Source organism: Kitasatospora sp. NPDC089913 (assembly GCF_044748625.1).
In the GTDB taxonomy this organism is placed as follows: Bacteria; Actinomycetota; Actinomycetes; order Streptomycetales; family Streptomycetaceae; genus Kitasatospora.
Genome location: NZ_JBIVGI010000003.1, coordinates 164383 through 179009, shown reverse-complemented (window position 1 = coordinate 179009; position 14627 = coordinate 164383). Strand labels below are relative to the sequence as shown.

Annotated in this window: 11 protein-coding genes and 1 pseudogene; 6 read left to right on the top strand and 6 right to left on the bottom strand. The window is 74.2% G+C overall.

What is annotated here, in order from left to right:
• Positions 1-323: pseudogene (locus ACIPYS_RS07330) on the top strand (hypothetical protein); the annotation flags it as partial.
• Between the two features lie 137 nt (positions 324-460).
• Here ACIPYS_RS07330 and ACIPYS_RS07325 read toward each other — a convergent pair.
• Positions 461-1522 (bottom strand): LacI family DNA-binding transcriptional regulator, encoded by a 1062-nt coding sequence (locus tag ACIPYS_RS07325; protein WP_400744324.1) that lies wholly within the window; start codon positions 1520-1522, stop codon positions 461-463.
• A 155-nt stretch (positions 1523-1677) separates the two neighbouring features.
• On the opposite strand from ACIPYS_RS07325, the gene ACIPYS_RS07320 reads away from it, so the two are divergent.
• The 5 genes from ACIPYS_RS07320 (at position 1678) to ACIPYS_RS07300 (ending at position 8485) form a co-directional block, all read left to right on the top strand.
• Positions 1678-2955 carry an MFS transporter gene (locus ACIPYS_RS07320; RefSeq protein ID WP_231978074.1) on the top strand — a complete coding sequence of 426 codons (1278 nt, stop codon included), beginning with the start codon at positions 1678-1680 and terminating at the stop codon, positions 2953-2955.
• Positions 2956-3072: 117 nt separating this feature from the next.
• On the top strand, positions 3073-3780 hold the full coding sequence (locus ACIPYS_RS07315) for an alpha/beta fold hydrolase (RefSeq protein WP_400744319.1): 708 nt from the start codon (positions 3073-3075) through the stop codon (positions 3778-3780).
• Positions 3781-3822: 42 nt separating this feature from the next.
• Entirely contained in the window at positions 3823-6381 is a 2559-nt protein-coding gene (locus ACIPYS_RS07310) for a beta-glucosidase (protein WP_400744722.1), read from the top strand.
• Positions 6382-6550: 169 nt separating this feature from the next.
• Positions 6551-7600, top strand: a complete 1050-nt coding sequence (locus ACIPYS_RS07305) for an NAD(P)-dependent alcohol dehydrogenase (protein WP_400744316.1) — start codon at positions 6551-6553, stop codon at positions 7598-7600.
• A 141-nt stretch (positions 7601-7741) separates the two neighbouring features.
• Positions 7742-8485, top strand: coding sequence for a hypothetical protein (locus tag ACIPYS_RS07300; protein WP_400744313.1), 744 nt, complete (start codon positions 7742-7744; stop codon positions 8483-8485).
• Positions 8486-8587: 102 nt separating this feature from the next.
• Here ACIPYS_RS07300 and ACIPYS_RS07295 read toward each other — a convergent pair whose 3' ends face one another.
• From ACIPYS_RS07295 to ACIPYS_RS07275, 5 genes are all read right to left on the bottom strand, one after another.
• Complete coding sequence (locus tag ACIPYS_RS07295) at positions 8588-9190, bottom strand: hypothetical protein (protein ID WP_400744310.1); 603 nt, start codon at positions 9188-9190, stop codon at positions 8588-8590.
• 234 nt (positions 9191-9424) lie between these two features.
• Positions 9425-11038, bottom strand: a complete 1614-nt coding sequence (locus tag ACIPYS_RS07290; protein WP_400744720.1) for a glycoside hydrolase family 13 protein — start codon at positions 11036-11038, stop codon at positions 9425-9427.
• Between the two features lie 114 nt (positions 11039-11152).
• Complete coding sequence (locus ACIPYS_RS07285) at positions 11153-12022, bottom strand: carbohydrate ABC transporter permease (RefSeq protein WP_400744307.1); 870 nt, start codon at positions 12020-12022, stop codon at positions 11153-11155.
• Positions 12023-12030: 8 nt separating this feature from the next.
• Positions 12031-12939 (bottom strand): carbohydrate ABC transporter permease, encoded by a 909-nt coding sequence (locus tag ACIPYS_RS07280; protein WP_231978071.1) that lies wholly within the window; start codon positions 12937-12939, stop codon positions 12031-12033.
• 122 nt (positions 12940-13061) lie between these two features.
• The gene (locus tag ACIPYS_RS07275; RefSeq protein ID WP_093863776.1) at positions 13062-14456 is read right to left on the bottom strand and encodes an extracellular solute-binding protein; all 1395 of its coding nucleotides are present in this window, start codon (positions 14454-14456) and stop codon (positions 13062-13064) included.
• Between the last annotated feature and the right edge of the window lie 171 nt (positions 14457-14627).

The window sequence follows — 14627 nt, the reverse complement described above, 5'->3', positions numbered from 1 at the left end:
GCTGGGTCATCACCGGTGCCTACAACAACGGCAGCTGTGTCGGCACCGGCGTCGGCTACACCCTGGTGAACTCCGCCAACCAGACCTCCCTGACCGTGTGCTCGCAGTCGCCGATCCCCGGCGGCTGGGTCGTCACCGGCGCCTACAACAACAGCAGCTGCACCGGCACCGGGATCGCCTACACCCTGGTGAAGATCACCACCCAGACCTCGATCACCGTGTGCTCCCAGTCGCCCGTCCCGGCGGGCTGGGTGATCAGCGGCTCGTTCAACAGCGGCTCCTGCGCCGGCACCGGCATCGCCTACTCCATCCGGAAGGTGTGACCCGCCGCCGCCACCGGTAGCCACCTGCGGCCGGACGTACCGGGTGGGCGCGCCTCGACCGGGGCGCACCCACCCGGGGCGTCCGGCCCCGGTGCCCCGCCCGACGGGGCTGCCGCGCGTCCGCCCAGCGACGGTCCTCAGGAGGAGTCGCGGGCCACCAGTTCCACGGTCATCAGGTCCTGGCTGACCAGGGCGGACCCGGGGTCGGTCAGCGCGCGGTCGACCAGGTCGGCGAGGTGGCCGCCGCCCGGCAACCGCATCCGCACCGAGGTCAGCCGCGGCCGCAGCAGCCGGCCCAGCAGCAGGTCGTCCGCACCGACCAGGGCGATCTCGCCGGGGACGTCGAGCCCGGCGTCCTGGAGCGCCCGCAGGGCGAGCATCGCGTACTCGTCGTTGTAGCCGAACAGGCCGTCCAGGGAGAGCTCACGGCACCGCGCGACCAGGGCGGCGGCCGACTCCTCGGTGTACTCCAGTGACAGCGGCTCGACCGCCCCGCCGTCCGACGGCCCACCGCCCGCCGCCGCGACGGCGGCACGCACGCCGGCCAGCCGGGCGCCGCTGAACGGTGCCAACGCGGGGTCGGCCGGGACCACCACTCCGATCCGCCGACGCCCGCGCTCCAGCAGGTGGGTCGCGGCGCAGAGACCCACCTCGACCTGGTCCATGATCAGCGCGTGCGCGCCGGGCACCGGCTCGGGGCCGAGGGTGAACACCGCCCGGGTGCCGGAGCGCAGCAGGATCCGCACGCCTTCGGCGGTGAGCCCGGGCGTGAGACAGACCACCGCGGTGGGCCGCAGTTCGGCCCAGGCGCGGGCCGCGTCGTCGCCGCTGCCCAGGGTGGTGCCGAGCAGCACGCCGGTGTAGCCGCGCGGCAGCAGGGCGTCCTGGAACTCCCGGTAGAAGCCGCTGAACAACGGGCCGATCGGCACCGTGGAACCGGCCATCAGGATCAGGCCGGTGCGGCCGGCCCGGAGGGACCGGGCGCCGGCGTGCGGCACGTAGCCGAGGCGGTCGGCGGCGGCCAGCACCCTGGCCCTGGTCTGCTCACCGACCCGGCCGCCGGGCGTGTTGTTGAGGACGAAGGAGACCGTGGCCCGGGAGACGCCGGCCAGCCGCGCGACGTCCGCGCTGGTGGGAGGGGCGGCGGGTGGGACGGCGGGCGGCGGCGGGGCGGCGGGATCGGTGGGGTCGCTGTTCATAACGGTTCGAATCTTTTCACGGCCGGGCCTGGCCCAGGGCGGGAACGCCCTGCTAAACATCTGGTTACACGAGTAAGCGTTACACGTGTAACCTCACATTTCGGTCCATCGCTCGGCACCCCCACCCCAGCCGGGCACGTCTTCTGGAGGGCACCGTGGCCCTTTCCCCCGACCGCGACGTACCGCAGGACACCCGAAGAGCCACCACCGCCGACCACCCCGCGATCACCGCCGACAGCCCCGCGGCCCCCACCCGCGGCCTGCTCCCCCTGCTCCTGACCGGCAACACCGCGATGTACGCGCTCTACATCGGCGTCGGCAGCGTGCTGCTGCCCCTGCAGATCGAGCACCTCGACCCAGCCGCCAAGGTCGCCAACCTCGGCCTGGTCAGTGGCGTGGCCGCGGTCCTCGCCACCCTGTTCAACCCGCTCGCGGGCGCGCTGTCCGACCGCTCCGGCCGCCGCAACCCCTGGATCCTGGGCGGCGGGCTGGCCGCGGTCGCCACGATGGCCCTGCTCGGCAGCGTCGACTCGGTACTGCTGGTCTGTGTCGCCTGGTGCCTCGGCCAGGCGGCGATGAACTTCTACCAGGCCGCGATCACCTCCGTGGTGCCCGACCGCGTCCCCGCGGCGCGCCGGGGCACCGCCTCCGCCGCCGTCGGCCTCGGCCTGCCGCTCGGCTCCACCCTCGGCGTCCTGCTCGCCTCCGCGTTCGCCGACCACCTCCGCACCGGCTACCTGGTCCTCGGGCTGCTGGTGGCCCTGGCCGCCGCGCTGTTCAGCGGACTCGCCCGCGAGCGGCGGATGCCCGCCCGGACGGCCGTGCCACTGCGCGACCAGGCCGCCGCCTTCCTCGGCGTGCTCCGCGTGCGGGACTTCCGCTGGGCGTTCATCGGCCGGGCCCTGCTGGTCCTGGGCTACTTCGCCGTGGTCGGCTACCAGCTCTACATCCTCCAGGACCACATCGACCTGCCGGCCGGGCTGCGGCCCGAGGACGCGATCGCGATCCTCACCCCCGTCTCGGCCGTCGCGATGGCCGTCTCCACGGTCGCCGGCGGAGTGCTCTCGGACCGCCTGGACCGGCGCAAGCCGTTCGTCGCCGCGTCCGCCGCGCTCTCCGCGGCGGCGCTGCTGATCCCGGTGCTCAGCCCGACCTGGCCCGGCATGATCGTGTTCTCGGCCGTCAACGGACTCGCCTTCGGCTGCTTCATGGCCGTGGACACCGCGCTGGTCACCATGGTCCTGCCCAGCGCCGAGGACGCCGCCCGCGACCTGGGCGTGCTCAACGTCGCCAACGCCGGGCCGCAGATCGTCGCCCCCTTCGTCGCCTCCGCCGTGGTCGGCCTGGGCGGCTACACCCCCCTGTTCTCGCTCGGCGCCGTGCTCGCGGTCGCCGGCGCACTGGCGGTCCGCCCGATCCGCGGCGTCCGCTGACCCGGCGCCCGGCACCCGGCCCCCTCGGGCGCGGCCGGCACCCGGAACCACCCCCGCACCACCTCGCACCACCACCCTCGCAAGCAAGTGACTGAACGTCAGAAAGGCTGTGGATCCGTGAGGTTGCACACCCAGGAATGGGGAACCGGAGACCGCCTGGCCGTGCTGGTGCACGGCATCATGTCCGACCACCGCACCTGGCGCCGGGTCGGACCGGCCCTGGCCGAACGCGGCTACCGCGTCGTCGCGGTGGACCAGCGCGGCCACGGGCTCAGCCCCCGGGGCACCGGCGCGACCCCCCGGGAGCGCTACGACCTCGACGCCTACGCCCAGGACCTCGTGGACACCCTGCCCACCGGGATCGAGCTGGCGGTCGGCCACTCGCTCGGCGGCATCTCGCTGCTGCGCGCGGTGGAACGGCTGAAGCCGGCCCGCGCCGTGTACGTCGACCCCGCCTGGCAGTTCGCCCTCGCCGAGGGCCTGGACCCGGCGGTGTTCGTGGAGTTCCGGCACGCCACCGCCGAGCAGATCGCCGCCCTCAACCCGCGCTGGGAACAGGCCGACATCGAGGTGGAGCTCGCCACCCTCGCCGCCTGGGACCCGGACTCCGCGCTCGCCCTCGCCGGCCAGCACTCCGGCCTGCCGGAGGCGCCCGCCGTGCCCTCGCTGGTGGTCCTGGCCGACGGAAGCATGCTGCTGGGTCCGGCCGACGCCGCGCTCCTTCGGGCGCGCGGTCTCGAGGTCCGCACCGTGCCGGGGGCCGGGCACACCGTCCACCGGGACGACCACGAGGGCTTCCTGGCCGCGCTGGACGGGTGGATCTGAGCCGTGCACAACCATGAGGAGAACAGCGACATGACCGGCGACATGACCGGCGACACCGACCGCACGCCCGCTCGCACCGACCGCGCTCCCGCCGACGCCCGCCGCGAGGCGGCCGTCGAGGCCGCGCTCGCCCGGCTGGACCTGCCCGCCAAGGTGGCCCTGCTCGCCGGCGCCGACATGTGGTCACTGCCGGCCAACGAGGAGATCGGCCTCGGCCGCCTGGTGATGTCCGACGGCCCGGCCGGCGTCCGCGGCGAGCACTGGACGGCCGACGACCCGTCCGTCGCCCTGCCCTCGCCCACCGCGCTCGCCGCCACCTGGGACGTCGACCTCGCCCGACGGGCCGGCCGGCTGCTGGCCCAGGAGGCCCGGCGCAAGGGCGCCCACGTGGTGCTCGCACCCACCGTCAACCTGCACCGCAGCCCCCGCGGCGGGCGCCACTTCGAGTGCTACTCGGAGGACCCGCTGCTCACCGGCGAGATCGGCGCCGCCCTGGTGTGCGGCGTCCAGGACGGCGGCGTGGCCACCACGCCCAAGCACTTCGTCGCCAACGACTCCGAGACCGACCGCTACACCGTCGACGTGCGGGCCGACGAGCGCACCCTGCGCGAGCTGTACCTGGCGCCCTTCGAGACCATCGTGCGCAAGGCCCACCCGTGGGGCCTGATGGCCGCCTACAACGCCGTCAACGGCACGAGCATGAGCGAGCACACCGCGCTCAACCTCACCGTCCTGCGCGAGGAGTGGGGCTTCGACGGCGTCCTGGTCTCCGACTGGACCGGCGCCCGCGACACCGTCCGCTCCGCGCTCGGCGGGCTCGACATCGCGATGCCGGGCCCGGCCACCGTCTACGGCGAGCACCTGGTCGCGGCCGTCCGGGAGGGCCTGGTGCCCGAGTCCGCCGTGAACGGGCTGGCCCGCAACGTGCTGCGGCTGGCCGCCCGGGTCGGGCTGCTGGCCGGCGCGCCCGCGGCCGTCCCGGCCGGGGAACTGCCCCCGCCGGTGGACGGCGAGGCCCTGGTGCGCGAGCTCGCGGCCCGCTCCTTCGTCCTGCTGCGCAACGAGGGCGGTGTGCTGCCGCTGGACCCGGCGCCCGCCTCGCTGGCCCTGATCGGGGCGGCCGCGACCGAGGCCCGGATCGGCGGCGGCGGCAGTGCGCAGGTCTTCCCCACCCGGATCGTCGGCCCGCTGGACGGCCTGCGCGCCGCGCTCGGCGCGGACACCGCACTGGTCCACGAGACCGGCGCCGACCCGCGGACCTTCGTCCCCGCTGCGGCCTTCCCCTGCACCGCCGACCTCCTGGGCACCGACGGCACCGTCCTCGGCACCGCCGCCCTCACCGACGGCAGCGTCCGCTGGCTGGGCTCGCTCCCCGGCGGCGTCTCCTTCGGCGACCTCGCCGCCGTCCGGCTGACCGGCGCCACGCCGGCCGGGCCGGCCGGGCGGCACCTGCTGGCCGTGCGCGGCGTCGGCCGGTTCACCCTGGAGGCGGACTGCGAGGTGCTGTTCGACGGGGTGCTGCTGCCCGAGGGCGAGGACCCGGCCGCCGCGTTCCTCAATCCCCCGGAGCGCCGCTTCGAGGTGGAGCTCCCCGAGGGCGGCCGGACGGCGGTCACGCTGACCTGCACCATGCCGGAGACAGGCGAGTTCGCCGGCTTCGGCCTGGTCTCCTTCGCGCTCGGCCACGCCGAGCCGACCGTCTCCCCGGACGAGCTGATCGAGCGCGCCGTCGAGGCGGCCCGCGCGGCCGAGGTCGCGGTCGTCGTGGTCGGCACCACCGAGGAGGTGGAGAGCGAGGGCGTGGACCGGGACGGCCTGCGGCTCCCGGGCCGCCAGGACGAACTGGTCGCCCGGGTCGCGGCCGCCAACCCGCGCACCGTGGTGGTGGTCAACGCCGGCGCCCCGGTGCTGATGCCGTGGCGCGAGTCCGTCGCCGCCGTGCTGCTCTGCTGGTTCCCCGGCCAACAGGCCGGCGAGGCGCTGGCCGACGTGCTGCTCGGCACGGTCGAGCCGGGCGGCCGGCTGCCCACCACCTGGCCCGCCGAGGAGGCTGACAGCCCGGTGTGGGAGGTGGTCCCGACCGACGGCCGGCTGGAGTACAGCGAGGGACTGTTCATCGGCTACCGGGCCTGGCAGCGCCGGGCCGGCGCCGCCCCCGCGTACTGGTTCGGCGCCGGCCGGGGCTACACCGACTGGTCCTACGAGGGCCTGGAGGTCCGGCTGGTGGACGGCGCGGAGGGCGCGACCGGCGCGGCAGGCGCGGAGGGCGCGGAGGGCGCGACCCCGGACGTCCTGGCCGAGGTCGCCGTCCGGGTGCGCAACACCGGGGCGCGGACCGGCCGGGAGGTGGTCCAGGTCTACCTGGGCACCGACGGGTCCGACCGCAGCCGCCCGGACCGCCGGCTGGCGGGCTTCGCGGTGGTCGAGGCCGCCCCCGGCGCCGTCGCGACCGCGCGGATCGCGGTGCCGCTCAGGGCCGTCCAGAGCTGGGACACCTCGGCCCGCGCCTGGCGCACCGACCCGGGCGTCCACCTCGTCGAGGCAGGCCCGCACGCCGGGGACCGTCCCCTCACGGTGGCCCTGGTGGTGCCGTCGGCATGACCGGCGCGGCCCGGCCCGTGTGCGCCCCGCACGCGGGCCGGGCCGTCCGGGGCCGGGAGTTCGGGCCGGGGCATTCCAGGGCCGGGCGGTGCGCCGACTGGTTCGCACCGGTGCGCTCCGCGACGATGGGAGCAGTGCCGACCGCCCGACCGAGAGGCAACGAACCGCCATGAGCACCACGACCACCGTGACCGCCTACGCGGCCCCCGCCCCCAAGGCCCCGCTGGAGCGCACGACCGTCGAGCGCCGCGCCGTCCGCGAACGCGACGTGCGGATCGCCATCGCCTACGCCGGCATCTGCCACTCCGACCTGCACCAGGTCCGGGCCGGCTGGGGCGGGGAGATCTTCCCGATGGTGCCCGGGCACGAGATCACCGGCATCGTCCGCGAGGTCGGCCCCGGGGTCACCCGCCACCGGGTCGGCGACCGGGTCGGCGTCGGCTGCATGGTCGACTCCTGCCGGGTCTGCGACGACTGCCGGGCCGGTCTGGAACAGTACTGCGCCGAAGTACCGGTCTGGACGTACAACGCCGTCGGCAAGGACGGGCAGCCCACCTACGGCGGTTACTCGCAGGAGGTCGTCGTCGACGAGCACTTCGTGGTGCGGGTGCCGGACGCCCTGGCGCTGGACGTGGCCGCGCCCCTGCTGTGCGCGGGCATCACCACCTACTCGCCGCTGCGCCACTGGAAGGCCGGCCCCGGCCGCAGGGTCGCGGTGGTCGGGCTCGGCGGGCTCGGCCACATGGGCGTGCAGCTCGCCCACGCGCTCGGTGCCGAGGTGACCGTGCTCTCCCAGTCGCTGCGCAAGCGGGAGGACGGCCTGCGCCTCGGCGCCGACGACTACCGCGCCACCTCGGACCCGGCGACCTTCGAGGAACTCGCGCGCACCTTCGACCTGGTGCTCAACACCGTCTCCGCCCCGATCGACTTCTCCGCGTACTTCGGGCTGCTGCGCACCGACGGCGCGATGGTCAACCTCGGCCTGCCCGAGGAGCCGGTGCAGGTCCACCTCCAGTCGCTCAGCGGGCGCCGCCGCAGCATGAGCAGTTCGGGCATCGGCGGTATCGCGGAGACCCAGGAGATGCTGGACTTCTGCGCCGCGCACGGGGTGGCGGCCGAGATCGAGACGATCCGCGCGGAGCAGGTGAACGAGGCCTACGACCGGCTGCTCGCCGGTGACGTCCGCTACCGCTTCGTCATCGACGCCGCGACACTCTGAAGCAGCAGGGGCGGCGGAGCCGTCGGCGGCGGACGCGGGGAGCGCGGCTGCGACCACGGCGCCCGTCCGCCCCGATCGGTCGCGGTCGGTCCCGTCCGGTGCAGGTCATCGGGGTGGGTCGGGCCGCCCTATGCTGGCGGCATGTCCGAGCTCCCCTCCTTCACCGTCCTGCTGCAACGGCTCCTGGACCACCGCGGGCCGGAGTCCGCCCCGGCCGCCGCGCGTGCCGACGGACCGGCGTCGGCCGCCGTCCTGGCCGGTGCGACGCCGGACGGACCCCTGCTGCGGGACCTCGCACCGGCGCTCGGGCTGGACCCGGCGGACCTGTTCGAGATCGCGGACGTCCCGCTGCCGCCGGACCTCGCACCGGGCGGGGGCATGGTCACCACCTCGGTCGTCGGCGTGCTGCGGCTCTGCCGGGCTCTGCCCGCCGAACGGCGGGGCGAACTCCTGGACTTCGTGGCCGCGTTGCCGCCGTCGCCACCGTCGTCCCAGGGCGCCCGGATCGAGGGGCTGCCGGCCCGGCTGCCCCGGTCGGCGCAGCCCGGCAACCTGCTGATGCGACTGGTCGCCGTGCGCAACCTCGGCTGGACGGGCACGGCGAAGGTCTTCCGCCTGCTGACCGGCCGCTCCTGGATGGCCGACGCCTACGGGCGGATCGCCACCGGCGAGCAGCCGGTGACGCCCGACCTGCTGGTCGACTTCGCGACGGTGCTGGCGTGGCCGGCACCCGAGCTCGCGGCGCTGCTGGGCGTGCCGCTGTCCGGGCAGCCGCCCGTGCCGCCGGCCGAGGTGGCCGACACCGCCCGCCTGCTGGTGGGCCTGCGGCGCCTGGGCGTCGCGCAGTTGCGCGAGGCGGAGGACCTGGCGCGGGCCCTCGGGTAGCCACGGTCGTCGGGCGGCTGCGGGCCCCGACCGGGCGCGCGGCCCCGGCCGGACGGGCATCGTGGTGCCGGTCCGGCCGGGGCGCCCGGAGGGGCGGTCCGGTCAGGCCTTGACGAGCGCCCAGGCGCCCAGGCCGCTGCACCCGCCGGCGTTGTAGGTCGCGGCGCGGAACCCGGCCGGGATCGGCGAGTAGGGGCAGGTCCAGAGGCCGACCCGGGCGAGGTTGTGGCGCCAGGATCCGGCGCCGCCGCAGCCGGTGGTGGTGTGGTCGGTGAGGACGTACCCGTTGACCACCGGCGAGCCGCTGCAGGTCCAGATGCCGTCCTTCGGCAGGTTGTGCCGCCACGAGCCGATGCCCGAACAGCCGGTGGTGGTGTGGTCGGTAATGACGTACCCGGGGACGACGGGCGAGCCGGAGCAGGTCCAGATGCCGTCCTTGACCGGCTCCTGGTACCAGGAGCCCCGGCCGCTGCACCCGTTGCGGTCGTAGAGGGTGAGGACCCAGCCGGACTGGATCGGCGCGCCGCCGCAGGCCCAGGTGCCCGGTCCGCCCCACCCGGAGGTAGCGGCCGAGGCGGCGGAGGTTCCCGCGGCGGTGCCGCCCACGACGAAGGCGGCGATCAGCGCGAGCGTGCCCACGGTGGCGGCGAGCCCCCTGCGGGCCGCGGCGGATATCAGGTGCTTCCACAACTGGCGGACGGCCATGGGCGTTGCGCTCCAATGCTGGTGAGGGCGGAGGTGGTGCGGCCCGCACGGGGCGGGCCCGGGGTGGAACGCGATCACCCTACGCAAAGATCATGTGTGCGTCCGGTGCGAGAGACGTGAACCGTCAAGCTTGACCGGAACCAGACCCTCCGGTGGCGGGCCGACGCCCTCGGGGCCCGACGGATGCCGTCACGGGCCGTCACCGTGCCCGCGGGCAAGCCTCCGGGCGCAGCCTCAGGCCCGCCCCAGCCACAACGCCGTGTCCGACGGCAGCCGGCCATCGGTCAAGGGACCGCTGCGGAGCAGGAGTTCGCCGGGGGTGTCGATCGGGACCGGCTGCGGGGAGAGGTTGACCAGGCAGGTGAAGCCGATGCCGCGGTCGAAGGCGAGCACGCCCTCGGGGGCGGGCCGCCACCGGAGGCCGCCGGTGATCGCGGTGCGGCGCAGGCGCAGGGCGGTGCGGTAGAGCTCCAGCATCGAGTCCGGGTCGCCGGTCTGGGCCTCGACGGTGAGCGCCGTCCAGTCGGCGGGCTGCGGCAGCCAGGGTTCGGCGGCGCCGGGGGCGGTGGAGAAGCCGTACGGGGGGCGGTCCCCGGACCAGGGCAGCGGGACCCGGCAGCCGTCGCGGCCGGGGTCGGTGCCGCCGGAGCGGTGGTGCATCGGGTCGCGGAGCCGGTCCGGGGGCAGGTCCTCGACCTCCGGCAGGCCGAGCTCCTCGCCCTGGTAGAGGTAGACCGATCCGGGCAGGGCCAGGGTGAGCAGCGCGGCGGCACGGGCCCGGCGGCGGCCGAGGGCGAGGTCGGTCGGGGTGCCGAAGGCCTTCGCGGCGAAGTCGAACCGGGTGTCGGCGCGCCCGTAGCGGGTGGCCGTCCGGGTGACGTCGTGGTTGGCGAGCACCCAGGTGGCGGGGGCCTCGACCGGCTCGTGCGCGGCGAGCGTGCTGTCGATCGACGCGCGCAACGCGGTCGCGTCCCAGGGGCGGGCGAGGAAGTCGAAGTTGAAGGCGGTGTGGAGTTCGTCGGGGCGCAGGTAGCGGGCGAACCGTTCGGCGTCGGGGACCCACACCTCGCCGATCAGGGCCCGCGGCGGGTGGTAGGAGTCGGCGACGGCGCGCCAGGAGCGGTAGACCGGGTGCAGGTCGTCACGGTCGACGTAGGGGTGCGGGCCTTCGGGGGTGAGGTCGGGCAGGTCCGGGTCCTTGACCAGCAGTCCGGCGGAGTCGATCCGCACGCCGGCGGCGCCGCGGTCGAACCAGAACCGCAGGACGGCCTCGTGCTCGGCGCGCACCTCGGGGTGGTCCCAGTTGAGGTCGGGCTGCTCGGCGGCGAAGAGGTGCAGGTACCACTGGCCGTCCGCGGTCCTGGTCCAGGGGAGGCCGCCGAACTCCGACCGCCAGTTGTTGGGCGGGAGCCGGCCGTGCTCGCCGCGGCCGTCGCGGAAGTGGAAGCGCTCGCGTTCGGGGCTGCCGGGCGGGGCGGCGAGGGCGGCGCGGAACCACGGGTGCCGGTCGGAGACGTGGTTGGGGACGATGTCGACGATCGTGTGCAGGCCCAGGCCGGCAGCTTCGGCGATGAGCTTCTCGGCCTCGTCGAGGGTGCCGAGCACGGGGTCGACGGCGCGGTAGTCGGTGATGTCGTAGCCGCCGTCCTTCTGCGGGGACGGGTACCAGGGGTTGAACCAGACGGCGTCCACGCCGAGCCGGGCGAGGTGCGGCAGCCGGGCGCGGATGCCCGCGAGATCCCCGACGCCGTCGCCGTCGCCGTCCGCGAAGCTGCGCGGGTAGACCTGGTAGACGGCCGCGTCGCGCCACCACGGGACGGCCGACGGCACGGACTCGGGCTCGGGCACGGACGCGGACTCGGGCACGGACTCGGACGACGGCACGGACGACGGCACGGACGCGGACTCGGGCACGGACTCGGGCTGCTGGGCCACGGGGCCCTCCTTCGGGGTCGGGGTGGGTCAGCCCTTGAGGCTGCCGGTGGTGAGGCCGGCCATGATGTTGCGCTGGAAGATCAGGAAGAACACGATCGTGGGCGCCGAGGCGATGGCCAGGGCGGCGATCAGGACGTTCTGCGGGACGCCCAGCGAGAGCGAGTTGATGCCGGTGTTGAGCGGCTGGTCGCGCGGGTCGGGCAGCACGAGCAGCGGCCAGAGGAAGTCCTTCCACACGCTGACCACGGCGAAGATCGAGACCACGCCGAGGATCGGCCGGGACACCGGCAGCACGACCGACCACAGGGTCCGCAGCGGGCCGGCGCCGTCGATCGCGGCGGCCGCCAGCAGCTCGTCCGGTATCGAGTCGAAGAACCGTTTCAGGAGGAAGATGTTGAAGGCGTTGGCCACGGCCGGCAGCCAGATCGCCCACGGGGTGCCGATCAGGTCGACGTGCAGCACCGGCAGGTCGAGCACGGTGAGGTACTGCGGGACGACCAGGACGGCGGCCGGCACCATCAGGGTCGCCAGCATCATGCCGAGGACCAGCCGGCCGAGGAGCGGGCGGAGCTTGGAGAGCGCGTACGCGGCGGCGACGTCGAAGACCAGTTGGAAGGCGAGCGCCCCGAGGGCGTAGAGCAGGGTGTTGGAGAGCAGTCGCCCGAGCCGCAGTTGGTGCCACGCCTCCGCGTAGGTGCCGGGGTGCAGTTCGTGCGGGACGAGGGTGGGCGGGCTCTGGACGACCTCGCGGGCCGATTTGAGGCCGCCGGTCACCAGCCAGTAGAGCGGGCCGAGGAAGACGAGGGTGAAGCCCACCACGGTCACGACGAGGACGGTCCGGTGGACCAGCCGTCCGCGCGGCCGGTTGAGCTGCACGTCGGAGATCAGGGTGCGCATGGGCGGCCTCAGTCCTGTTCGGTGCGACGGGCGAGCCGTGCGTAGAGGGCGGAGAAACCGGCGAGGACGAGCAGCATGACCAGGCCGAGCGCCGAGGCGCTGCCGTAGTTGTTGAAGTTGAAGGCGTACTGGTAGACGAGGTGGACCACGGTGGTGGTGGAGCCCTCGGGGCCGTTGCCGCCGGTGAGCAGGTAGGGCTCGACGAAGACCTGCATGGTGGCGACGATCTGGAGCAGCAGGAGCAGGGACAGGATCAGCCGGGTCTGCGGGATCGTGACGTGCCGGATCCGGCGGAACAGGCCGGCGCCGTCGAGTTCGGCCGCCTCGTAGAGCTCGCCGGGGATGTTCTGCAGGGCGGCCAGGTAGACCAGGGTGGCGCTGCCCATGTTCATCCAGGTGGCGGCGAGCACCACCGAGACCATGGCGGTGTCGGCCGAGTTCAGCCAGGCCGAGGTCGGCAGGTGGAGGAGTTCGAGGATCCGGTTGAACAGGCCGTGCCCGGGGTCGTAGAAGTACTTGAAGAGCAGCACGGAGGCGACCGGCGGCATCATCACCGGCAGGTAGACCAGGACCCGCAGGTACGTCCGGGCGCCGCGCAGCTCGTTGAGCAGCAGGGCGACCACGAACGGCACCGCGAAGCCGAGCAGCAGGGCGAGCAGGGTGAACAGCAGGGTGTTGCGCCAGGCCTGCCAGAACGCCGGGTCGTGGACGATGCGCTCGAAGTTCTCCAGGCCGACCCAGGTGGTGCGGCCGCGCCGGGTCCGCTGGAAGCTCATCACCACCTCGCGGAGCATCGGGTACCAGGAGAAGCAGGCGAAGCAGAGCAGGGCGCCGAGCAGGAACCCGTGGGCGGTGAGGTGGTGCCGGACCCGCTGCCGCAGGCGGCCGGGTCGGGGGTGGTGGGCGGTGGCTGCCAAGGGGTGGGCTCCTGACGGCGGACTGACGGCGGGCTTCGGGGCGAGTCGGGACGGGTCGAGGCGCTTCGGGGCCGTTCGGGGCCCTTCAGGGAGTTGCGGGGCGCCCGCCGGGCGGACGGTCGTCAGAGGTTGGCCAGCACCTGGTCGACCTGGCTCGCGGCGGTCGCCAGCAGCTTGTCGAGGTCGGCGTCCCGGTCGGTGAGGACTGCGGAGACGGCGGTGTCGAGGATCTTGTAGATCTGCTGGGCGTTGGCGGGCTCGGTCCTCCCGGGCACCGGGGCGGCCAGGTAGGGCGCGTAGTTGGCCACCGGGACGGTCGCCGAGGCCGACTTGGCCGCGTTGTCGGCGGCCAGGCTGGCGCCGGTGAAGAAGGAGGGCTGGGGCAGTCCGACCGGCAGGCCGTCGTTCTTGGTGCGGGCGTAGTCGAACTGGCCCTTGCCGACGGTGAGGAACTTGAAGTCGATCCAGGCGATGCCGGCCTTGATCTGGTCGGGGGTGAGTCCCTTCTTGAACAGGTAGTCGTTGCCCCCGAGCAGCGCCGCCTTCCCGCCGGGCATCGGGCCCATGCCGTAGTCGGCGTAGTTCCCCTTGAGGGTCTGGACCATGTACGTGATGTCGTCCGGCGCGCCGACGTACATGCCGAGCTTGTCGGTGGACATCTGCGTCATCAGGTCCGGCCACTTGAGGCCCTGGGTGGCGCCCATGGCGTTGTCGGTCCAGCGCAGGTCGTGCAGGTTCTGCAGGACCTGGCGGCCCTCGGGGGTGCGGAAGGCGGCCTTCTTGCCGTCCGGGGTGGTCATGGTGCCGCCGAGGCCGTACAGCTCGGCGGTGTAGTGCCAGCCGCCCTGGTTGGTGGCGCTGTAGTCGCCGTAGCCGTTGACGCCGTTGCCGAGGGCGGCGATCCGCCGGGCGGCCTCGCGGATGCCGTCCCAGGTCGTCGGCGGCTTGTCGGGGTCGAGCCCGGCCTGCTGGAAGAGCTTGCGGTTGTAGATCAGGCCCATCCGGTAGTTGGAGAAGGGCAGGCCGTAGAGCTTGCCGTCCGCCTTGAGGGTGGCGAGCACGGAGGGGTCGATGTCCTTGAGCGCGGGGACGGAACTCTCGTTCACGTAGGCCGAGATGTCCTCGACGGCGTCGGCGTCGAGGGCCTGGTCGAGGTCGGTGAGGTAGCTGTAGAAGAGGTCGGTCTGGGTCCGGCCCTTGAGCTGGGCGGTGAAGGCGGCGGGCTCCTCGCAGGGGAAGCCGTCCTTCGAGTCGACGGTGATGTTGGGGTGGAGCCGCCGGAACGCCTCGATGTCCTCGGCCCACTGCTTGCGCTCGGCGGGCTTGTTGACCGGCGGTTGGCAGTCGATCGAGATGGTGACCTCGGCCGCCGGGTCCAGCGGCGCGGCCGCGTCGGCGGCGGGGGTTCCGGGGGCGGCGCCACCGTCGGAGCCGCTGCCGCAGGCCGCGGCGGTGAGGGCGAGGCCGGCGGCGGCGAGCACGGCGAGGGATCTGCGGACACGCGGGTGTCTGGTCATGGGTGGTGGGCCCTTTCGAGCGGCGGGGCGGAGCGGGACGCGCGGGCCCCGCGGTTCCGGGTGGGGGTGCCTCGGCGGAAGGGGCATCGCCGGGCGGTGGCCTCACTTAAGCAGTCCGCAAGCGCCGTCCGCAATATCTCGACGCAAACTCGCAAACTTCTGACAGATGGC